The organism is Bradyrhizobium sp. ISRA464, from assembly GCF_029910095.1.
GTDB lineage: Bacteria > Pseudomonadota > Alphaproteobacteria > Rhizobiales > Xanthobacteraceae > Bradyrhizobium.
The window spans coordinates 5,981,870-6,003,872 of record NZ_CP094526.1 but is presented as its reverse complement, the minus strand read 5'-3'; the positions used below and the strand labels follow the sequence as shown (position 1 = coordinate 6,003,872).

Here is a 22,003-nt window from a genome sequence, read left to right as displayed (position 1 = left end):
CGTGTCGAACCAGCGTCCCGATGGCATCACGCCGTCGCAAACCGTCGGCCCTTATTTCAAGTACGGCCTGACGCCGAACGGCGAATATGCGTGGAACGACGCCTTCACCAACAACCTGCTGACGCCCGACGTCTCCGGCGAGCGCATCCGCATCGAGGGCAAGGTCTATGACGGCGACGGCGCCGTGATCCCGGACTGCATGCTGGAGATCTGGCAGGCCGATGCCCAGGGCCGCTTCTCCGATCCGCAGGACAAGCGCGCGCTGCCGAACTCGAGCTTCAAGGGTTTTGGCCGCTGCGGCACTGATGCGAGCGGCGGTTACGCCTTCGACACCATCAAACCGGGTGTGGTGCCGGACCCCGACGGCAAGCCGCAGGCGCCGCACATCCTGCTCGCGGTCTACGCGCGCGGCATGCTGCTGCATCTCTACACGCGGATCTATTTCGACGACGAAGCCGGCAACGCCAGCGATCCCGTGCTGGCGCTAGTGCCGGCCGATCGTCGCACGACCCTGATCGCCAGGCGCAAGGCCGGTGCGGGGCATGTCTACACGCTCGACATTCACCTGCAGGGTGACAACGAGACGGTGTTCTTCGACATCTAGCCGGCCCGCCGACGAGCAGGGTGGTCGGCACAACGTGTCGGATTCGAAGATGCTTTTGTCTACGATGCGGTCCGCGGCTCAGCCTCGGATCGTTTCAAAGGCTTGCCACATTTCCTTCGCGAAAACTTCCGGCTGCTCGAAAGTGGCAAAGTGTTCGCCCTTGTTTAACCGTTCCAGTAGAACAGGTTGGATCATGCGGCTTCGGCCCGGGTTCGCGGAGCGAGGAAAGTCTCCCTAGGGAAGATGGTCGCTTCCATCGGAAGATCGATTGGATCGGACGAGGCGCGCGAACTCGAGAAGAAGCTGTTTTGAAGAAGATTGGCCCGTCCTTCCCAAAGTTCCGCGGCGCGACCGCCTCCCAGCAAGGTCATAATGCCCAAGATTTCGATCATGCGTTCAAGATTGGGACGCATCGCCGGCCATCAGCGTCTGCGGTCGCGCCTGCTGAACACGTTCCGAAACCCTCGCAGCAGCCGCGGAATCCCATCATCCGGATTCGGCCTGTTGCACTTCGGGCAGGGCGCGCCGGCACCGCCGCACCTACAGGCGTGATTACCGCTCCAGGGCTGGTCCGGATGGTTCTCACAGACCCAGCCGGTGTCATCGCAGAGAATGCATTGGACGGTCATGCCAGCGACCTCAACTGGTCGAAGAGTTCCTTGACCTCGCTGAGCCGGAGCTTTGAGCCGGCAGGCATGTGCCCGAGGAGCGTGTGTCGCGTGCGCCCGGCGATCTCGTCACGGCGCAAGAGGTCGCGCTCCGCGTGATAAGCCTCCATGTCGGCGACAAACTGGCGCGCGACTTCCGGAGGGATCTCGATCGGCTTTCGGGTAATCGACACCCCGAAGATAGGTATCCGGGGCCGGACTTGCTAATCCGTCAGCGCCCTTGGCGCCGGCCTTCGCTCAGGTGGGGCTGGTCCGTCAGCCACTGCTTTACGTATTCGGCCTTTTCTCTCGTCAGCTTCTCAGCAAAGTCGCCGTTCTTCAGCAGCGCCGGCCCCTTGCGTTCTCGATCATAAACCATCCAGCCAGTGGTTCCTTGCCGTACAAGGAACCTAGCCTGCAGAGGTGCTGAGTCGTTCAACGATACCTCCCGAATTGTCGGGCCGGCGGTCTCAAAATGACACCGCTCGGCGGCGTATATTCCTGAACTGGGGCACTGAAATCCCCCGCAGGAAATCTACAGCACGGTTCATGCCACCCGCCGGACCTAGGATCGAGAATGTTGCGCAGTCGCACGCCCCCACCGCTTAAGTCGCTCTGACAATCACGGGATATTCGAACGCGACACCTTCAGGATCATGCTCCTCGAGCCAATGCTCCGAGGCCTCAAGGGAGGCAAAGACCTTGAGATGATCGGCATCGCCAACTTGCTTGCTTGTATTCACGTAGATTCCAAACTGCTGTCATTGCGAGACTCCATTCGAAGGCTGGCAATCAAATTGTCGAATAGCAGCGGCCCCAGTATCGAAGAGGATTGATGCCGAGGCCGCTACGCTAGACCTCTCTTCAATGGTCCGGCTCCTTCTTGTCGTTCAGGTGCCGCACGCGTGCGACATGGGGCGAGTGCCCCCTGGGAGAGAAAGACCGAATGTCGGCGGCTGACGGGCGCTTCCTGCAAACGTTCCGGTTGGGGACGTTTGCCTACGGTCGCTACTTGGCCACGCTCCTGCGCTGCGTCGTATTCATCGGCGAGGCGACGCTTGGCGCCGGCCTCGATCTCAAGCGCATCCGCCTGGGCGCGGTAGGCGGCGCCGATCAGGTCGCCGTGGTTCTACGGGGGACGCGGGCGGCGCCGCTGCGCGTTTGGCGCGCGACTTTTATGAGCCGGAGATGGGGCTTCGCCACCCGTAGATTGACGGGATTTACGCAGCTGCAGTCACGATGTTAGAGAGCCTTATAGGTTTAGGGGGCTCAACATGATTGTGGTGCAGGTCGTCCTTTTCATCATAGCGGGTGCATCTCTGTTCGGCCTAACCGGGTATCTCTTTAGCGATCAGATCACGAGCAGGCGTTGATCTAAGACTCACTCGAGAACCTCGTACTCGAACGCTACGCCTTCTGGGTCGTTCTCCTCGAACCATTTTTCCGCGGCATCCTCGTTGGCGAAGACCTTGAGATGATCCTTGTCGCCAACCTGCTTGCTGGTGTTGACATAGACGAAGACTGTCATTGGTCTCTCTTCAGATTGCGCCCAGGCGTTCCGATCATCGCATCAACTCGAACAGCTTAAGGACTTCGGAAAGCCGGAGCTTTGATCCCTTTGGCATACGATTGTACACGCCAAAAATTGCTGGCCGCCAGTCGTTTGGCTGTAAGCATCCGGTGAAGACCCCTGGTTAAGCCGTTTGGCGCGAATGGCTGATTGGCTCAGGCGGCGTGAGCAACGCTCTGAGGCTGCCAATTCCAGGGCAGCAGTTCGTGAATGCGCTTGGCGGGATGATCCGCTAGGCGGGCCAGGACGTCGGCGAGCCAAGCCTGCGGATCAATGTCGTTGAGCTTGGCGCTGGCAATAAGGGTGTAGATTGCAGCCGCACGCCGGCCGCTTTCATCGGAGCCGGCGAAGGTCCAGTTTCTTCTTCCCATAGCGACAGCCCGCAGCTCGCGTTCGGCGGCATTGTTCGACATGCAAAGGCGCCCGTCGTCGAGGAAGCTTTACCCCTCGTCGCGCTGCGACGGCGCGCAAAGTGATCATCCAGGTTACCTCGCCGAGCGCGAGCGCGTGCGTCACCGTCTACGGATGGCCGGAGTCCCGAGGCTAGTGCCTTGCTGTCAGACGAAAAATGCAATCGACTGTTCCGGCCCACGCAGAGAGCGAGACGCTTTCCGCTGCAATGAAGATCCGCTACCCGCATGGCCGGGGGTTACCAAGAGGGCGACGTCGGAGATCATGCAAGGGCGACCGGCGACGCGACGTCCGATCTATCCCGAACAGCCGATATTCCGATAGGGTCAAAGAACCGTCAGCTATAGGCCCTCAAGCCGACATTACCGGGAAAAAATGGGCTCGGGCGGCCATTGTCGGAGAATCGAAGTTGTCATCTGCGGAGCAATCTAAGCTGAGGCTTGGGTCGACCAGGAATAGTGTCCGAACAGCGAGAACAGTCGATTTACAACCTAGAATGAGTGGGTATGATTAAGCCCATACATTTGATCAATTGTTTCATGCATGCGGTGTCTAGATGCTGAGACGCCTCGCAGTCATTCTAGCAGCTGACATTGTTGGCTTCTCCGCCCTCATGGAGGCGGACGAAGAAGGCACCGTTGCGCGCGTTACTGAACTTCGGACGGAAGTTATTGAGCCCTGTCTCCAAGAGGAGCACGGGCGGCTCATTAAGACGACCGGAGATGGCTTTCTTGCTGAATTTGCTAGTCCGATGGCGGCACTCCGCAGCGCAATCACAATCCAAGAACAGGTTTCCCAACTCGTTCTACCCCTGCAGCTTCGGATAGGCCTCAATCTGGGCGACGTAATCATACAGGCCGACGGTGACGTCTACGGTGAAGGAGTAAACATTGCTGCTCGCCTAGAGGGGCTGTGTGAGCCAGGAGCGATCCTGGTATCGGAGAAGCTCTATTCCGAGGTAGTCCGCAAAATCGATGTTCGGTTTGAGGACCGCGGTGAGTTGAAGCTGAAAAACATTGGCAAGCCCATCCGAGCATATTCGGTTGGGATAGGGATGCAAAACCCAAGCCAAGCGCTCCCCGCCTTGGACGCGACCCCATCGATCGCGGTCCTGCCATTCAACAACATGAGCAGCGATCCCGAGCAAGATTTCTTTGCCGACGGCATCACGGAAGACATCATCACTGAGCTCTCTCGTTTTAAGGGACTGCTCGTAATCGCACGCAACTCCACCTTCACGTACAAGGGAAAGCCGGTAGACATAAAGAAGATCGGCACCGAGCTAGGCGTCAAATACATCCTCGAAGGGAGCGTTCGACGCGCGGGTCAGAGAGTGCGTATTAATGCTCAGTTATTAAACGTTGAGACAGGTGGTCATATCTGGGCGGAGCGATACGACGGTGACTTGGTCGACATTTTCGACTTGCAAGACGACATCACGAAGCGGGTCGTCGCGACGCTCCAGACTGAGCTGATATTCTTGGAGGGCAGCCTGATAGATCGGACATCGTCGGCTGGCTTCGATATTTGGGCTGCGAGCAAGAAGGCTTGGAAAGAGTTCTACGGACTTAATCGGGATAGCCTAGCGAAGGCGAGAGATCTTGCGAAGCAAATGACCGTCGATTTCCCGGGAAGCCCAGAGGGCGACAAATTATTGTCCCTAGTAACGAGCCACATAATATTTATGGGCTTTGCCTCAAACGTGGAGGAGCTCAAATCTGAGGCGGAACAGTCAATTCGAACCGCACTGAAGCTCTCGGTCAACGATGAGCATGTCTATTGGGGTCTTGGAATTGTATTTGGTGTCCTGAACGACCGGATTGACGAGGCGATCGGTGCCCTTCAACGCTCGATCGACATCAATCCGAACTTTTCACTCGGTTATGGGACGTTAGGCACAACTCTCGCCTACGGCGGCCGCGCGCAAGAAAGCATCGAGACAACTAAGTTTGCGATAAGGCTAAATCCGAAAGACCCCAGCATTTTCTTTCGGTACACCGTGCTGTCCATTTCGTATTTCTTGCTGGCGGATTATTCGGAAGCAGCAAGATGGGCGCGATCTTCTATCGAGAGAAAGCCTGATTATTGGGTGGCGCACGCGATTTTGACGGCAAGCCTTCAGATCGTTGGCAAGACCAATGAAGCAGCGATGGCGTGTGCCGGCTTGTTGGCTGCGCTGCCCCGTTTGTCGATCAAGTCGATGCCCATACAGCCAGTGCGGCCTAAGGTGATACAACAGCTTTTTCACCAGGCCTTAACAGAGGCAGGGTTGCCGTCGACGTAGGGATCAGTGTCAATCGGCCCGTCAATTTGCGATGTGGTATCAACTTGTCTAGCCAATGGAGTTGCATGATGCACAGAATTGCATTGTCGATTGCAGTTGTGGTTGGAATGAGCCTGCCGGCGTTCGCCCAGAAAGCCGAGATCGAGGCCGCGAATGCAAAATGGATTGAGTTTTTCAATAAGGGGGATTTTGCCGGCATTGCGTCGCTTTACACCGTTGATGCGACTGCATTTCCACCTGGCTCCGCGATGGTGCATGGCAACACCGCCATTGGAGCGATGTGGAAAGGCACAGCGAACGAAATTGGCGACCCGAGGCTCGAGACTCTTGACGTCAAGCCGCTCGGTCCGTCGGCGGCGCGCGAGATAGGGACTTTCAGTTTGAAGACGAAGGGCCCGAACCCAAAGGACGTGACCGGGAAGTACGTTGTGATTTGGGAAAAGGTCGGAAATGACTGGAAGCTTGCCGCCGACATTTGGAACGACGGTCGATAAGCTACCCGCGTACTTATGGCCTCACGAGGCGCGTCCGCACTCGCCGCGAGCGGACGTGCGATAGCTGTGGCAAGCTACCTGCCTGACGAAGCACGTCACGTGCGGCGGCAGGAGGCTTGATTGACGGCAGCCCCTAACGCGGTGACCTTGCCCCCAAGTTTTATCCAGTCCTGAGCTCGCCCTGGCTGTTGGATTTGCCCGGTCGGGCGGTGGGAGCGACGGGAGCTGGCGCGGAGCCTTCGGCATAGCGCAGCGCCAGATCCCGGCGCGGATGGTAGGTGATGGCGAACTCGGATGGGGTCTTCCATCCGAGCTGCGAGTGCGGTCGTGTGTTATTGTAATCGGCCCGCCAACATCCGAGTGCGACGCGGGCCTGGGCCAGCGACGTGAACAGCGTCTCGTTCAACAATTCGTCGCGCAGCCGGCCGTTGAAGCTCTCGATGAAGGCGTTCTGCATGGGCTTGCCCGGCGCGATGTAATGCCATGCGACGCGGCTCTGATCGGCCCAGGTCAGGATGGCGTTGCTGGTCAACTCGCTGCCGTTGTCGCTGACCACCATTGTCGGCTTGCCGCGCTCGATCACCAGCCGGTCCAGTTCCCGCGCCACCCGCCTGCCCGAGAGCGAGGTGTCGGCGACCAGCGCCAGGCACTCGCGGGTGCAGTCATCGACCACGGTCAGGATGCGGAAGCGGCGGCCGTCGGTCAGTTGATCCGAGACGAAGTCGAGCGACCAGCGGTCGTTCGGCGCCAGCGGCACCGTCATCGGCGCCCGGGTCCCGATCGCCCGCTTGCGGCCGCCACGGCGACGCACCGCAAGCTTCTCTTCCCGGTAGAGCCGGAACAGCTTCTTGTGGTTGATTGCATAGCCCTCCCGCTTGAGCAGAGCATGCAGGCGCCGGTAGCCGAAACGGCGACGCTCTTGGGCGATCGCTCGCATGCGTTGGCGCAGGCCGGCATCGTCCGTCCGGATCGTCCGGTATCTCATCGTCATGCGGCAGCTGCCGATGGTTTTACACGCCCGCCGTTCGCTCATCCCGTGGGCATCCATGAGATGGGCGACAGCTTTCCGCTTGGCCGCGGGCGTCACCATTTCTTTCCCAGCAAGTCCTTCAGCGCGACATTGTCGAGCATGGCATCCGCCAGCAGCCGCTTCAGCCGCGTGTTCTCATCCTCCAGTGCCTTCAGCCGCTTGGCCTCCGACACCTCCATCCCGCCGAACTTGGCCTTCCATTTGTAGATGCTGGCGTCGCTGACACCGTGCTTGCGGCACAGGTCGGCGACCGAAACGCCGGCCTCGTGCTCCTTCAAAATCCCGATGATCTGCTCTTCCGAAAAGCGGCTGCGCTTCATGCTCTGGTCCTTGTCGTGGGCCAGAACGAACTTCAAACTGGATTAAGCCCGTGGGGCTAGGTCAGCGGTCCTAGACTCAAACGCCTTGATCCGCACAGCCTACCGATCGTGAACAAGCTAGTGCCATCGGTCTGAGCTGGCTTAGACCTAATGTATCCAATTCGCGGAAACTGGCCATAAATCACAGCGGATCACGATAACTCGCGGATGATGGTGTCCGGCAACAGCCCCATCAGCGCGTGCGCGCACATCGACTTGCCGGAGCCGGACTCGCCGACCACGCAGAGAATCTTGCCAGGCACAAGATCGAAGGAGACGTCGTCGACGGCGTAGGGACGGTCGGAGCCCGGCGGCAGTGCGAGCTTCAGATTCCTGATCGAAACGATTGTCGCGGCCGACATGCGTCAACGCCCTCCAGAAGCGAAGCAATCGAGGCGCCATCCTGCAGCGCAGTGCGGACGACCTTTGCGGGATCGATCACGCCGGCCTTGACCAGATCCTGATATTCGCCAGTCGCAGCATTGAAGCCCCTTTGCGCCATTCATTTTGGGGAGTCTCGCCGCCTCGTTTGGACTTTCAGTTTCGATCGGGCCGTGCGGTGCTGGTTTCCTCATCGCAGCACTCGTCATCGTCCTGCTACCTGATGTCAGAGCGAAGGAATTCGAGAGCGTAAGAGTTCTGATTCCGGAGCTCGGACGATAGGCGAGTTTCGCGGGAGTATTTCGAAAGGAAATGCCAAGCGTGCGCTCCTCGACGAGCACCGCACGCTGGGAGCTAGGATGCCCTCCAGTAGGAAAAGACGGGTTCTAAAATGGTGGGTTTCGCGATGTAGCGGACCCCGCTACCACAGCCACGATTTGGTGCGCCAACTACGATCTGCTACGATTTTGTACGCCAGATTGTAGCAATCGGAGTTCACGGATCGAATTGCGTCAGCCGCCGAGCCGCGCATCGATGTCAAAAAGATCGCGGTGCGGCGTGGTTAAGAGATCCGCGATATTTCGCGAAACCGGCGCGCCATCCAGAATAAAACAACGAGCTCTTATATTATTGAAATTACGACATAATTATCCCGCCTACGATGCAGATACGCCGCGGCGCTGACCTCGAATTTTTGTCCGGCGTTGATGTGAAACCATGCAATCTCCTGCTAGGTTTGGCGCGAACCAGTGAGCTTCGCAGTTCCAGCCCCTTCCGGAGACAAATGGAGCGCGGGACGGGACGCATGGGTCATTTCGCCACGATCCGCGTTCGGTAATTGTTGAAGGGCCATTCGCAACCCCATGTCCGATCGCCAGCCCATCGTCAGCGATCCCGCGACCATCCGCGCACGCGCCATGGAAACGCTGTTTGAGCGCCTCGAGGATCTCTGCGAAGGCGCCATCGCGATCGATCGCGACGGGCGCGTGGTTTACGTCAATGAAAAATACCTTCACTCGCTTCGCCTTGATCATGTCTCCGAGGCGATCGGGCGCCCGATCGAGGAGATTATTCCCAACAGTCTGATGCGCCGCGTGGCCGAAACCGGCGAGCCGATCCTTCTGGACATCATGGAGCTCGGCGGCGAGCAGCTCGTGGTCACGCGCATGCCGATCGAGGACGAGAACAGGAACGTCATCGGCGCGATCGGCTTCGTGCTGTCAGACCGTCTCGACAACCTGAAGCCCCTGATCGCGCGGATGGGCCAACTCGAAAGCGACCTCAGGCTCGCGAAGCGGCAGTTGTCGCAGCCGCGCAGCGCGCGGTTTACCTTCGATGACTATGTCGGCAAGACCGAGCGCATCGCGCGAGCCAAGGAGCTCGCCCGCCGGGCGGCACGCCAAAGCGTGACGGTCCTGCTGATCGGGGAAACCGGAACCGGCAAGGAGCTGCTGGCGCAGGCCATCCATAACGCCTCCGCGCGTGCAGAAAAACCCTTCGTCAGCGTCAATGTCGCCGCCATCCCGGATACGCTGATCGAGTCCGAGTTCTTCGGGACGGTGCCGGGGGCCTATACCGGCGCCGACCGCAAAGGTCGCGACGGCAAGTTCAGGAGCGCCGACGGTGGCACACTGTTCCTGGATGAAATCGGCGAAATGCCACTGCACCTGCAGGCCAAGCTGCTGCGGGTTTTGCAGGAGCGGGAAATCGAGCCGGTTGGCTCCGACAAGGTGACGAAAGTCGACGTTCGCGTCATCGCCGCGACCAATGTCGAGCTGCAGAAGCGCGTCAGCGAGGGCACGTTCCGGGCCGACCTTTTCTACCGGCTCAACGTGCTCACGATCGCGCTGCCGCCGTTACGCGATTGCGCCGGCGATCTCCCGGAAATCTGCGCAAGGCTGCTGGATGACATCGTCCGTTCCGGCGATTACCTCAACGCGAAGATCACGCCGTCGGGCCTTGCCGCGCTCGCCTGCTACGATTGGCCCGGAAACGTCCGTGAGCTGCGCAACGTGCTGGAGCGTGCGCTGATTCTAAGCGACTCGGGCCGCCTCGCCGGCGACGATTTCGCCCGCATCCTGCCCGTCGGCGCCGAGGGGCGGGTCGCCGCGCCGGCGCTTCCTGCGGGGACCGTGATCCCCTACGCGCAGGCCGAAGCGGCGTTCGAAAAGCGGACGCTCGAGTGCGCGCTTCAGGCCGCCAATGGGCAGATTTCGGAAGCCGCGAGGATGCTGCGCATCTCGCGTGCCACATTCTATAAGAAGCTCGCAAAATTCGGTCTCGCCCAATCGGATACATCAGCCGTCTGAGTTTTGAGACTTCAAGGTGTCTTGAGTCTCAGACCGTTGACATGACTCGATCCGCCGCACATCCACAGGCCGGCGCTGAACCCGCTGGCCTTTCAATCATTTGATGCATCGCGAGGCAATTGGCCCGCGCCTTGCTCTGCTCCCTCCGACGCGACGCATGGCAAATGCGCGAACGTTGACCATGGGAGGGACGATATGACCATTGCGCTGGAAAGCAGACCATCGGCGCCGTCGCACGTGACGGTAGCGACCGCGAGCCTGATCGGCACCGCCATCGAATGGTACGATTTCTTCTTGTACGGCACCGCCGCAGCGTTGATCTTCAACAAGCTATTTTTCCCGACCTTCGACCCCATGATCGGCACGCTGCTCGCATTCGCGACCTATGCGCTCGGGTTCGTCGCGCGGCCGCTCGGCGGGCTCGTCTTCGGCCACTACGGCGACAAGATCGGCCGCAAGACGATGCTGTATCTGACGCTTCTGATCATGGGCGCCGCGACCGCGGTGGTCGGTCTCTTGCCGACCTATGAGACGGCGGGCGTCTGGGCAGCGATCCTTTTGATCACCTGCCGTCTGGTGCAGGGTTTTGGCCTCGGCGGCGAATGGGGCGGCGCGGTGCTAATGGCGGTTGAACACGCGCCGGAAGACAAGAAGGGCTTTTACGGCAGCTGGCCGCAGCTCGGCGCGCCGCTTGGTCTCGTGCTTGGCACGCTGGTTTTTTCGATCGTCTCGGCATTCCTGACCGACGCCCAGCTCTACGCCTGGGGTTGGCGTCTGCCGTTCCTGTTCAGCATCGTCCTCGTGCTGGTCGGCCTATGGATCCGATTCACCATCGCGGAATCGCCCGAGTTCCAGAAGGTCAAGGATTCCAAGCAGGAGGTGAAGATGCCGATCCTCGACGCGATCCGCTTCTATCCCAAGAACATCCTGCTGGCGATGGGCGCCCGCTTTGCGGAGAACGGCTTCTTCTATATCTACGCCACGTTTGTCCTGGCCTACGCAACCCAGTCGCTCGGCCTGAACCGGCAGGACATGCTGAACGGCGTCTTGATCGCGGCTGCGATCGAAACCTTCACCATTCCCGCCTTCGGTGCGCTCTCCGATCGCGTCGGGCGCCGTCCGGTCTATATTTTCGGTGCCATCTTCTCGGCGCTTATGTCGTTTCCGCTGTTCATGCTGCTTGGAACCAAGAACCCGCATGCGGCCTGGGTCGCTATCGTGCTCGGGCTCGCCGTCGGGCGCGCCGCGATGTACGGCCCGCAGGCGAGCTTCCTGTCCGAGCTGTTCGGCACCAAGGTGCGCTATAGCGGCGTGTCGCTCGGCTACAACCTCGCCTCGATCTTCGCCGGCGCGCTGTCGCCGTTGATCGCCACCGGTCTGATGGCCGCCTATGCACCCGCGACGTGGCCGGTCTCGCTCTATATGGTCGCGCTGGCGCTGATCACCATCGTCTCGGTGTATTTCGCGACTGAAACACGGAAGAACGCCGAGGCCTGACAAGCGCCCGCCTTAGAGCATGATCCGGACCCGGAGGGCCGCGTTAGACGCAGTTTTTCGAGAAGATCATGCTCAAACAAGAAGATAGAGCGGGCTGACGATCTGACGAAAAGTCATTTCCCGACCGCTCAAAGCGGCAATAAATTGGGAGGAATGCCGTGAGCCAGCAGGCCTTGTCGTATCTGCGCACGGCGGAGAAGGGCAAGATCGTCACAGCCGCCGAAGCGGTGCGCCTGATCCACGACGGCGACACGGTGGCGACCGGCGGCTTTGTCGGCATCGGTTTTGCCGAAGAGATCGCGCTCGCGCTGGAGCAACTCTATCTCGCCAACGAAACGGTCGCCCCCTACACGCAGGGCAAGCCTCGCAACCTGACGCTGGTCTATGCGGCGGGACAGGGAGACGGCAAGCACCGCGGCCTCAACCATTTCGCGCATGAGGGTCTGGTCAGGCGCGTGATCGGCGGTCATTGGGGGCTCGCGCCCAAATTGCAGCAACTCGCGATCTCAAACCAGATCGAGGCCTATAATCTGCCGCAGGGCGTCATCACCCATATGTTCCGCGACATCGCCGCGCGTCGTCCCGGCCACATCTCGCGCGTCGGCATCGGCACCTTCGTCGACCCACGTCAGGGCGGCGGCAAGCTCAACGCCCGCACAATCGAGGATTTGGTCGAGCTGGTCACGCTCGGCGGTGAGGAGTGCCTGTTTTACAAGACCTTTCCAATCAACATCGGGATTATCCGTGCCACCACGGGCGACGCCGACGGCAACCTCACCATGGAGAAGGAAGCGCTGACGCTCGAAGCGCTCGCGATCGCCATGGCGGCGCATAATTCCGGCGGCATCGTCATCGCCCAGGTCGAGCGCGTCGCAGAAAACGGCAGCCTCAATCCGCGCCAGGTGAAAATCCCCGGCGTCCTCGTCGACTGCGTCGTGGTGGCGAAACCGGAAAACCACTGGCAGACCTTTGGCACGCATTACAATCCGGCTTACAGCGGCGAGATCAGGGTGCGCGCCGGCTCGCTGCCACCGATGCCGATGAGCGAGCGCAAGATCATCGCACGCCGGGCGGCGTTCGAGCTCCAGGCCAATAGCGTCGTCAATCTCGGCATCGGCATGCCCGAAGGCATCGCATCCGTCGCCAACGAGGAGCGGGTCATCGACCTGATCACGCTGACGGCCGAGCCCGGCGTGATTGGCGGCGTGCCGGCGAGCGGGATCGACTTCGGCGCCGCCGTCAACACGCAGGCGGTGATCGACCAGCCCTATCAATTCGATTTCTATGATGGCGGCGGGCTCGACGCCGCATTCCTGGGCCTCGCCCAGGTCGATCGTACCGGCAATCTCAACGTCAGCAAGTTCGGTCCCAAGCTCGCCGGGGCCGGGGGCTTCATCAACATCAGCCAGAACGCCAAGAAGGTGATCTTTGTCGGTACGTTTGGCGCGGGACGCCAGCGCATTGGCGTAACCGACGGCAGGCTGGTTATCGCCGAGGAACCGAAAGCCCGCAAATTCGTCGAGGCAGTCGAGCATGTGACGTTCAGCGGCGCGTTCGCCGCCAAACGCGGGCAGACCGTGCACTACGTCACCGAGCGTTGCGTGCTTGCGCTGACCGAAGGCGGACTCGAGCTGATCGAGGTCGCGCCCGGCATCGATATCGAGCGCGACATCCTCGGGCTGATGGATTTCAGGCCGCTCATCCCGCGCGATCCGCTCCTCATGGACGCGCGGATTTTCCGCGACGGCCCGATGGACCTGCGCAACGACCTGTTGACCATTCCGCTCGACCGGCGCTTCACGCTGGACGAGCAGCAGAACCTGTTCTTCGTCAACCTGGAGCGCTTCGCGCTGCGCGGCAGGGGCGACATCGATGCGATCGCGCGCGCCGTCGAAGCCAAGCTCGGCCACATCGATCGCCGCGTCTATGCGATCGTCAACTACGACAACTTCTCGGTTCTTCCCGAGTTGCTCGACGACTATTCAGGAATGGTGCAAGGCCTAACCGACCGCTTTTATTCGGGCGTCTCCCGTTACACCACGTCGGGCTTTCTGCGCATCAAGCTCGGCGAAGCGCTGGAAAAGCGCGGCGTCGCCGCACATATTTTTGAAAGCGGAAGAAGCACGGTCGGATTGGCGCAACGTTGAAGCCGGCGCCATCCCCCACCCAGACCGAAACCGGCGCGCGGTCCGCGGGGAAGCAGTATAGGCCACTAAGACCTTCCCCCATCAACGTGCAGTCTGTCTCGGATTAGGCGAGCAACGTGCTGCGGAATCTCGTGCGCGCGGGGATGGCTGACCTAGGATTCGTTGTACGCGCCATGGGGCCGCACCCGATTGAAATTGCTTGTGATTCCTCCCGATGGCTCGGCGGCCGTCGGCACCGACTTCGGCTACCGTAGTGCATCTCGGTGCGCCTCACGACAACGTGTGCCTGGACCGCTCTGGTAGTATTGTCGTCTCGAGCTGTCGAAGTGTTGAGATCGAGGATTGCGCGTACGCGCTCGATCACGGTCAAGGCGATGGCGCTCGAAGAGATGCACTCCAGAATCAAGCTGATGATCGCGACTGCGGTCGGACGGTGCGGCAAATGGAGGATATTATGCCGTGGCGCGACGACAAGGCCCGGGCAACTTTGATCCGCGATGCCGCGGGCAGGGTGCAGCCGGGCAAGAGCCCCCGGGCCTTTGCCGAGCTTTTGTTCGGCTACACCAATATCGAGGACCTCGCCAATTGCGATGCCGCCTCGCTTGCCCTCCTCGCAGAGCAAGCCTGGGAGCACGTGCAGCGGCGCGCAGCCGGCAGCGCCGATATCCGCATCGTCAATCCGATGATGTCGGATGGGCGCGAGATTTCCGTGCTCGAAATTCTCAACGACAACATGCCCTTCCTGTTCGATTCCACCATGGCGGAGCTCGCCGAGCAGGGCATCGAAGTCGCCCTCGTCGCTCACCCGATCATCGCGGTGGAGCGCGATGACCAAGGCAAGCTCCTGCACTTCTACGGCGAAGCATTGCCGGAAGGGGCAAAGGGCGCGAGAGAGAGCCTGATTCACCTCCACATCACCCGTCTGGATGTCGAGACCGACCGGCAGAAGCTGATCGACGGCCTGACCGGGACGTTGAACGACGTGCGCGCCTGCGTCACCGACTGGCGAACCATGCGCGACCGGGTCGAGGAAGCGATAAAGACTTTCTCTTCCAATCCGCCGCCGCTGCCAATCGACGAGGTGGCCGAAGCCAACCAGTTCCTGCAATGGCTCTGCGCGGACAATTTCACCTTCCTGGGCGTGCGCGAATATCGCTTCTCGCCCGACAGCGATGCGTCGGACGACATCACCACCGGTGAAGGCCTCGGCATCCTCCGCGATCCGGAAGCGAAGGTCCTGCGCCGCGGTACCGAAATGGTGGTGATGACGTCGGAAATCCGCGAGTTCTTGCACGAACCCACCCTGCTCATCGTCATCAAGGCCAATGTCTCCAGCCGCGTCCATCGCCGCATCCGGATGGATTATGTCGGCATCAAGCTCTATACGCCCGACGGCCGGCTCGAGGGCGAACTGCGAGTCGTCGGCCTGTTCACCTCGGGCGCCTATACCCGCTCGGTACGACAGATCCCTTATGTCCGCCACAAGGTTTCGCGGGTGCTCCAGCGCGCCGGCTTCGACCCGAGCGGCCATTCCGGCAAGGCGCTCATGCATATTCTCGAAGAATATCCGCGTGACGAACTGTTCCAGATCGATGTCGACGCTCTCTACAATTTCGTCATAGAAATCCTGATCCTCTACGAGCGCCCGCGCATCCGGACGCTGGCGCGGGTCGACAAGTTCGATCGCTTCGTCTCCATCCTCACTTTCATTCCGCGCGACAAATACGACACCGACGTCCGCACGCGCGTCGGCGCCTTCCTGTCGCAAGTCTACAAGGGGACCCTTGCCGCCTCCTACGTATCATTCCCTGAGGGGGCGCTTGCGCGCGTCCACTACATCGTCGGTCGCTACGAAGGCAAAACGCCCGTCGTCGAGCGCGCCACCCTGGAAGCCGGAATCAGCGCCATTGCCGCAACCTGGGCCGACAAGTTGAGGGCCGCGCTCACTGCGTCGACCGACGGCATGCGGGCGCGCATGCTGACCAACCGATATGCCCGGGCCTTTAGCGGCGGCTATACCGAGGTTTTCACGGCGGAGCAGGCGATCGCCGATATCACAACCATCGAGAAGCTGACGCCAGCCCGCCCGGTGACGATTTCGGTTTACCGCATCGATGGCGACGATCCCAGGCGCTTCGGCCTGAAGGTGTTTTCGGACGCCGCACCGCTGTCGCTGTCTTATCGCGTGCCGGTGATCGAAAATCATGGTCTGCGCGTGGTCAACGAACGCACCTATCAGATCGTGCCCGGTAACCGGCCGGAGCCGGTCTGGCTGCACGACATGACGATCGAGACCAGTGACGGCCAGCCCATCGAGATCAACCCGGAATTCAGCCATCGCCTGGAAGCCTCGATCATGGCGGTGGTCACCGACCGCGCCGAATCCGACGGATACAATGCCCTGATCCTGCGCACGGCCCTGGGCTGGCGGGAAGTTTCGACCATCCGGGCGCTGTCGCGCTACCTGCACCAGATCCGCGCTCCATTCACCCAGGATTACATGTGGGAGACCTTGCGCAAGAACGCCGCGATCACGGCCACCCTCGTCGCGCTGTTCCAGGCCCGCCTCGATCCGCGCCTCGCCTTGACGGATGCCGAGCGCTCGGCGCGCGAGACGGCTCTGCTCGCCGAGATCGAGGATCAGCTCACATCAGTCGCCTCGCTCGACGAAGATCGCATCCTGCGCCGTTTCACCAATCTGGTGCAGGCAACCGTTCGCACCAATCTGTGGCAGATCGGCGAGAATGGACATCCGCGTCCGGTGATCTCCTTCAAGTTCGAGGCGCGCCGGATCGACGACTTGCCCGCTCCACGACCTCTCTACGAGATCTTTGTCTATTCACCTCGTGTCGAAGGTATTCACCTGCGCTTCGGCAAGGTTGCGCGCGGTGGCTTGCGCTGGTCCGACCGGCCGCAGGATTTCCGCACCGAGATCCTCGGCCTTGCGAAAGCGCAGCAGGTCAAGAACGCCGTGATCGTGCCGGTCGGCGCCAAGGGCGGCTTCGTGCCCAAGCGCCTGCCGCCACCTTCCAATCGCGACGCCTGGCTCGCGGAGGGCACCGAAGTCTATCGCATCTTCGTTCGCTCGCTGCTCGAACTCACCGACAATCTCGACGGCGACATCGTCGTGCCGCCCGAATCCACCTTGCGCCATGACGGCGACGACCCCTACCTTGTCGTCGCCGCCGACAAGGGCACCGCCACCTTCTCCGACGTCGCCAATGCGATCTCGGCCGAGAAGAACCATTGGCTCGGCGATGCTTTCGCATCCGGCGGCAGCCAGGGCTACGACCACAAGAAGATGGGGATCACGGCGCGCGGCGCCTGGGAGGCGGTCAAGCACCACTTCCGCGAGCTCGGCACCGACATTCAGACCATGCCGTTCACCGCGGTCGGCGTGGGCGACATGTCCGGCGACGTTTTCGGCAATGGCATGCTGCTCTCGCCGGCGACAAAGCTTGTGGCGGCTTTCGATCATCGCGACATCTTCATCGATCCCTCGCCTGATCCCTCGATCAGCTTCGCTGAGCGCAAGCGCTTGTTCGACGCGCCGCGATCGAGCTGGCAGGACTACAACAAGTCGCTGATCTCGCAGGGCGGCGGCGTGTTCTCGCGCCTGCTCAAGGCGATCCCGCTCGCTCCGGAAGTGCGCACTCTGCTCGATCTCGACAAGCCGCAAGCCACGCCTTTCGAGGTGATGACGGCGATCCTGAAGGCTCGCGCGGACCTCCTGTGGTTCGGCGGCATCGGCACCTATGTCCGGTCCTCCGGGGAAAGCGACGATCAGGTCGGGGACCGCGCCAACGATCCGATCCGCATCACGGGTGGCGACGTGCGCGCCCGGGTGATCGGCGAAGGGGCCAACCTCGGCGTCACCCAGCGCGGCCGCATTGAAGCGGCGCTGAAGGGCGTCAAGCTCAACACCGACGCCATCGACAATTCGGCCGGCGTGAACACGTCCGACGTCGAGGTCAATATCAAGATCGCGCTGGCGCGCCCCGAGCGCGAGGGACGCCTAAGTCCTACTGACCGCAACAGCCTGCTTGCCGCGATGACCGACGAGGTCGGCGCGCTGGTGCTGCGCAATAACTATCTGCAGACGCTGGCGCTCTCGCTGGCCGAGCGCAAGGGGGTGGCCGAGACCGGCTTCCTCGCCCGCCTGATGCAGTCGCTCGAGCAGCGCGGCTTGCTCAGCCGCGCGGTGGAGTTCTTGCCCGACGACGCAGCGCTCACCGAGCGCACACGGCGCGGCCAGTTCCTGACGCGGCCCGAGCTTGCCGTGTTGCTCGCCTACGCGAAGCTGACCCTCTACGATGATCTGCTCGTCACCAGCGTGCCCGATGACCCCTATCTTGCCCGCGAGTTATCTCAGTATTTTCCGCGCGAGGTTCGGGACAAATTCCCGACGGCGGTCGACTTCCATCGCCTGCGACGGGAGATCATCGCGACCAGTCTCGTCAATGCCGTGATCAACCGCGGCGGCCCGGCCTGCGTCGTGCGCCTGATCGACGAGACGGATGCCGATATCCCAACCATCGTCATGGCCTACGTGGCGGTGGACGAATCCTACGGGCTGAAGTGGCTCAATGACGCGATCGATGCACTCGACGCCTGCATCGACGGGCAGTTGCAGCTGTCGCTCTACGCGACCGTCCAAGATCTCCTGCTCTCCCGCATGGTCTGGTACGTGCGCAATGTTGATTTCAAGGATGGCCTCGAGGCGGTCATCGCGCGTTTCGGCCCGGCGATCCGCGAGATCGTCGCCGGGCTCGACACCGCCCTGCCGCCGGACTTGCAAGCCGCGCGCAGCAAGCGTCGACAGGACCTGACCGATGCTGGTGTCCCGGCCGGCCTTGCCGGCGAGCTCGCCGATCTTGACGCTCTGGTCTCGGCACCCGACATCGTGACGGTTGCCGAGCGCACCACGCGCCCCATCGGTGACGCCGCCGCGACCTTCTTCGACGCCGAGGCGAATTTCCGTCTCGACCGCATCATCGCCGCCGCGCGCAGCGTGCCGGCAAACGATTATTTCGAACGTATGGCCATTGATCGCGCCGTTGAGCAGATCGCTGGCGCCGAAAGAAGGCTGGCCGCGGATATGCTGGCAACCGGTCAGTCCGGCCATCCGGCCGTCGAGACATGGCTCGCGGCTCACCCCGAAGCGACGCGTATCCGCCGCTCGGTCGAGGAAATTGCTGCCAGCGGCCTGACGCTCGCCAAGCTGACGGTGGCGGCGAACCTGCTGGGGGACCTGGTCAAAGCCTGAGGGCGTGCGAAGCGGCGATGTAAGAAGTGCAATGCTAGCGCAGGTTGGAGCCGGCAAACGGAGGAATCCAATGATCCACGCCACTTGCCATACAGCCGACAATGTCCGCTGCATCGAGTTCGATGCCACACCGTGGTTCAGCGAGGCTGATGCTCCGATCATTATCGATTTGGCCCAACGAGGATGGACCAGCACGGCGATTGCAGATTCCCTCGAGCACCGACGAGGATATGAACGCTTGCACGACCTCATTGAGTATGCGGCAAAGCGACTGCAATCGGAATCCCTGGAGGACCCAACCTGGGAGACTTTCGAGTGTGTCGTCGACGGGCCGGAAGCTTTGGCCTGGCTCGAGAAGAACCGGCCTGAAGTTGTGGCAAGGATGAAACCTGATCCGCGATCTGCAACACCGTCATGGCAAGAATCCTGAGCTAGACCCGGCATCAGCGCCAGCACTGATCGGTTCTGATTGAAGCGGAACCGGATTGCCATTTTTCCATCATTCACGGAGCTACCAGGGCGGGGCAAACGGTGGGCAGAATTTCCGAAGGTTCCGTGTGATCGTCCGACATCTTCTTCAACATGAGGCTCTCGTGTCGCGCCGCGCGCTCCTGGGCGGGCTTGTGTCGGCAGGCAGCGCCCTCGCGCTTGGCGGATGCGCAGGCTTGGGCGCGACCGGCGCGCGCTTCGACGCGTCGTCCCTCTCCGTGGACCCCACGTGGCTCGTCACCACCACGCGCAAGCCCGTGAACGCCGGTCGCACGAAACCCTGGTTCGGGCCGGAGCGCGCGACCACAATGACGGTCGCGCGGGCGAAGCTCGTGGCGCCGGACGAGAGCCACCTACCGGCAAATGTGGAGGCTAGCGTGGCGAAGCGACAAGGGGATGCTCCCGGCCGCTACGCGCTCCGTATAGCCGCAAATATCTCTCGTCGAAGATTGAGCCGCCAACGCATGAAGCATCGCGAGCATCGGCGTTAAATCGATGCCGGCACATAACAGGACAACCGGCGTGTTGCCGGGCCGTAGCGCGAAATTGCCGCGTGCCGCGCTCGCCTGCACGATGTCGTCGACCTGAAGCTCACCGTGGTCCTGCGCCAAAAAGATCGAAATAGAGGATGAGCTTCATTTCATACTTGATCCTCGCCGTGTTCGGACAGCCATCGCCTTAGCTTCATTGAACGTTCAGTAAAACTGATTACTAAACATGTCGTCCTAGCCAGTCATCCTGCGTGCCAGTCGTCGGGGCGCGCTGGACAGCCATCGCCGAGCTAGATCGACGATCATAATCCCCAGCGATATGCGATTGGTTGAATGAAAAGGCTTCGCGGCGCTTGCGCGCGTGTACGTCTCAAATCTTTTCGTAGGGCCTGCGAGAAACCCACTTGACCGTCTCGGAAATTTAGTAATACATTTAGCGCAACAAAAATACTAAACACTGCGCATCGAGCAAGATGTGCGGGAGGAGCCCAAGTCCATCTGGACCCATGTCCGGAATGGTTCGTCTCGTCCTTCACTCATCGCTCCTCAAACTCGGTTTCAGGTCTTGGCGTCGTTCCGGCAGGGAACGGCGTGCGGGTTGGATGCATCAACGAGAGAGGAAACGAATATGCGGACATTCAATTGGTTAAAAAGCTCGGCTGCAACCACCGTCCTCGGGGCGGCGCTGCTCGGGATATTCGGCGGAGGCGAAGCGGCAGCCCAGAGCAAGCAGCTCACGCTGTGCTGGGCGGCGTGGGATCCGGCCAATGCACTGGTCGAACTAGGCAAGGACTTCACCAAGCAGTCCGGCATCGAGATGAAATACGAGTTCGTCCCCTGGACGAGCTATGCGGATCGCTTCCTCAACGAGCTCAACTCCCACGGCAAGCTCTGCGACCTGATCATCGGCGACAGCCAATGGATCGGCGGCGCCGCCGAGAACAAGTGGTACGTCAAGCTCAACGACTTCTTCGACAAAGAGCACATCTCGATGGACGACTTCGTTCCTGCGACAGTGGTCGGCTACTCGCAATGGCCGAAGAATTCGCCGAACTACTGGGCGCTGCCGGCCATGGCCGATGCGGTGGGCTGGACCTACCGCAAGGACTGGTTCTCGCGGCCCGACGTTCAATCGGCATTCAAGGCCAAGTACGGCCGGGATCTGGCGCCGCCGAAGACCTATGACGAGCTGAAGCAGATCGCTGAGTTCTTCCAGGGCCGCGAGATCGACGGCAAGAAGGTCTATGGCGCCTACATCTTCACCGAGCGTGGCTCGGAAGGCATCACCATGGGCGTGACCAACGTGCTCTACAATTACGGCTTCGCCTACGACAATCCGAAGAAGCCGTACCAGATGCAGGGCATCGTCAATTCCGCCGACGCGGCCAAGGGGCTCGAGTTCTACAAGGAGCTCTACAAATGCTGCACCGCGCCGGGCCTGACCAACGCCTACATGCAGGAAGGGCTGGATGCCTTCAAGTCTGGCCAGGTGGCGATGCAGATGAACTGGTTCGCCTTCTTCCCCGGCCTCTACAAGGATCCCAACGTCGGCGGCGACAAGATCGGCTTCTTCGTCAATCCGGCCGGTCCGAAAGGGCATTTCACCCAGCTCGGCGGACAGGGCATCTCGGTGGTGTCGACCTCCGACCACAAGGACGACGCGCTCGCCTACATCAAGTGGTTCGCGCAGCCCGCAGTGCAGCAGAAATGGTGGCAGATCGGCGGCTACTCTGCCCTGAAGGCGGTCGTTGATGCGCCCGACTTCCCGAAAAGCGCGCCGTTCGCACCGCAATTCCTGGAATCGATGAGCATCGTGAAAGACTTCTGGGCCGAGCCGTCCTACGCGCAGCTGCTGCTCGACATGCAGAAGCGGGTGCACGACTACGTTGTTGCCGACAAGGGCGCGGCGCAGCAGGCGCTCGATCTCCTGGTCAAGGACTGGACCAAGGTGTTCAAGGAGCAAGGCAAGGAGGTCGCCTCGCAATAGACCCGCTACGCCGCGACCCAACTGAACTGGCTTCCCC

General features: G+C 61.1%; 15 protein-coding genes and 4 pseudogenes. 11 read left to right on the top strand and 8 right to left on the bottom strand.

From position 1 onward, the window contains the following. Window position 1: 1 nt before the first annotated feature. The gene (pcaG, locus tag MTX19_RS28170) at window positions 2-604 is read left to right on the top strand and encodes a protocatechuate 3,4-dioxygenase subunit alpha (RefSeq protein WP_280980294.1); all 603 of its coding nucleotides are present in this window, start codon (window positions 2-4) and stop codon (window positions 602-604) included. Window positions 605-795: 191 nt separating this feature from the next. Here the strand turns inward: pcaG and MTX19_RS28165 are convergent, their stop codons facing one another. The 3 genes from MTX19_RS28165 to MTX19_RS28155 form a co-directional block, all read right to left on the bottom strand. Then, window positions 796-1,017 carry a hypothetical protein gene (locus MTX19_RS28165; protein WP_280985574.1) on the bottom strand — a complete coding sequence of 74 codons (222 nt, stop codon included), beginning with the start codon at window positions 1,015-1,017 and terminating at the stop codon, window positions 796-798. Window positions 1,018-1,229: 212 nt separating this feature from the next. Further along, window positions 1,230-1,445 (bottom strand): hypothetical protein, encoded by a 216-nt coding sequence (locus MTX19_RS28160; RefSeq protein ID WP_280980293.1) that lies wholly within the window; start codon window positions 1,443-1,445, stop codon window positions 1,230-1,232. A 38-nt stretch (window positions 1,446-1,483) separates the two neighbouring features. Then, window positions 1,484-1,630, bottom strand: coding sequence for a hypothetical protein (locus tag MTX19_RS28155; RefSeq protein ID WP_280980292.1), 147 nt, complete (start codon window positions 1,628-1,630; stop codon window positions 1,484-1,486). Window positions 1,631-2,197: 567 nt separating this feature from the next. Between MTX19_RS28155 and MTX19_RS28150 the strand changes: the two genes are divergently transcribed. Then, entirely contained in the window at window positions 2,198-2,497 is a 300-nt protein-coding gene (locus tag MTX19_RS28150) for a hypothetical protein (protein WP_280980291.1), read from the top strand. 135 nt (window positions 2,498-2,632) lie between these two features. Here the strand turns inward: MTX19_RS28150 and MTX19_RS28145 are convergent, their stop codons facing one another. Further along, window positions 2,633-2,779, bottom strand: a complete 147-nt coding sequence (locus MTX19_RS28145) for a hypothetical protein (RefSeq protein ID WP_280980290.1) — start codon at window positions 2,777-2,779, stop codon at window positions 2,633-2,635. Window positions 2,780-2,976: 197 nt separating this feature from the next. After that, window positions 2,977-3,258 (bottom strand): annotated as a pseudogene (locus MTX19_RS28140) (transposase domain-containing protein); the annotation flags it as partial. 530 nt (window positions 3,259-3,788) lie between these two features. On the opposite strand from MTX19_RS28140, the gene MTX19_RS28135 reads away from it, so the two are divergent. Continuing rightward, window positions 3,789-5,516, top strand: coding sequence for an adenylate/guanylate cyclase domain-containing protein (locus MTX19_RS28135; RefSeq protein ID WP_280980289.1), 1,728 nt, complete (start codon window positions 3,789-3,791; stop codon window positions 5,514-5,516). A 68-nt stretch (window positions 5,517-5,584) separates the two neighbouring features. Beyond that, on the top strand, window positions 5,585-6,010 hold the full coding sequence (locus tag MTX19_RS28130) for a DUF4440 domain-containing protein (protein WP_280980288.1): 426 nt from the start codon (window positions 5,585-5,587) through the stop codon (window positions 6,008-6,010). A gap of 160 nt (window positions 6,011-6,170) precedes the next feature. On the opposite strand, the gene MTX19_RS28125 is transcribed toward MTX19_RS28130, so the two are convergent. Both MTX19_RS28125 and MTX19_RS28120 read right to left on the bottom strand, forming a co-directional pair. After that, a protein-coding gene (locus MTX19_RS28125) for an IS3 family transposase (protein ID WP_280984898.1) occupies window positions 6,171-7,360 on the bottom strand; the annotation gives its coding sequence in 2 pieces (ribosomal slippage) (window positions 6,171-7,111 and window positions 7,111-7,360; 1,191 coding nt in all). Between the two features lie 209 nt (window positions 7,361-7,569). Beyond that, a pseudogene (locus MTX19_RS28120) lies at window positions 7,570-7,716 on the bottom strand (ATP-binding cassette domain-containing protein); the annotation flags it as partial. Between the two features lie 927 nt (window positions 7,717-8,643). On the opposite strand from MTX19_RS28120, the gene MTX19_RS28115 reads away from it, so the two are divergent. The 6 genes and pseudogenes from MTX19_RS28115 to MTX19_RS28090 form a co-directional block, all read left to right on the top strand. Beyond that, complete coding sequence (locus MTX19_RS28115; protein ID WP_280980287.1) at window positions 8,644-10,089, top strand: sigma 54-interacting transcriptional regulator; 1,446 nt, start codon at window positions 8,644-8,646, stop codon at window positions 10,087-10,089. Between the two features lie 195 nt (window positions 10,090-10,284). Next, on the top strand, window positions 10,285-11,586 hold the full coding sequence (locus MTX19_RS28110; RefSeq protein WP_280980286.1) for an MFS transporter: 1,302 nt from the start codon (window positions 10,285-10,287) through the stop codon (window positions 11,584-11,586). 158 nt (window positions 11,587-11,744) lie between these two features. Then, window positions 11,745-13,733, top strand: a complete 1,989-nt coding sequence (locus MTX19_RS28105) for an acyl CoA:acetate/3-ketoacid CoA transferase (protein ID WP_280980285.1) — start codon at window positions 11,745-11,747, stop codon at window positions 13,731-13,733. A 442-nt stretch (window positions 13,734-14,175) separates the two neighbouring features. Continuing rightward, entirely contained in the window at window positions 14,176-18,999 is a 4,824-nt protein-coding gene (locus tag MTX19_RS28100) for an NAD-glutamate dehydrogenase (RefSeq protein ID WP_280985573.1), read from the top strand. 70 nt (window positions 19,000-19,069) lie between these two features. Further along, window positions 19,070-19,429: a hypothetical protein gene (locus MTX19_RS28095; RefSeq protein ID WP_280980284.1), complete on the top strand. Its 360-nt coding sequence runs from the start codon at window positions 19,070-19,072 to the stop codon at window positions 19,427-19,429. A gap of 127 nt (window positions 19,430-19,556) precedes the next feature. Continuing rightward, window positions 19,557-19,844 (top strand): annotated as a pseudogene (locus MTX19_RS28090) (hypothetical protein); the annotation flags it as partial. Window positions 19,845-19,881: 37 nt separating this feature from the next. Here MTX19_RS28090 and MTX19_RS28085 read toward each other — a convergent pair. Continuing rightward, window positions 19,882-20,081, bottom strand: a pseudogene (locus MTX19_RS28085) (sulfurase); the annotation flags it as partial. A 526-nt stretch (window positions 20,082-20,607) separates the two neighbouring features. Here MTX19_RS28085 and MTX19_RS28080 point away from each other — a divergent pair. Next, window positions 20,608-21,966: an extracellular solute-binding protein gene (locus MTX19_RS28080; RefSeq protein WP_280980283.1), complete on the top strand. Its 1,359-nt coding sequence runs from the start codon at window positions 20,608-20,610 to the stop codon at window positions 21,964-21,966. The last annotated feature ends 37 nt before the right edge of the window (window positions 21,967-22,003 follow it).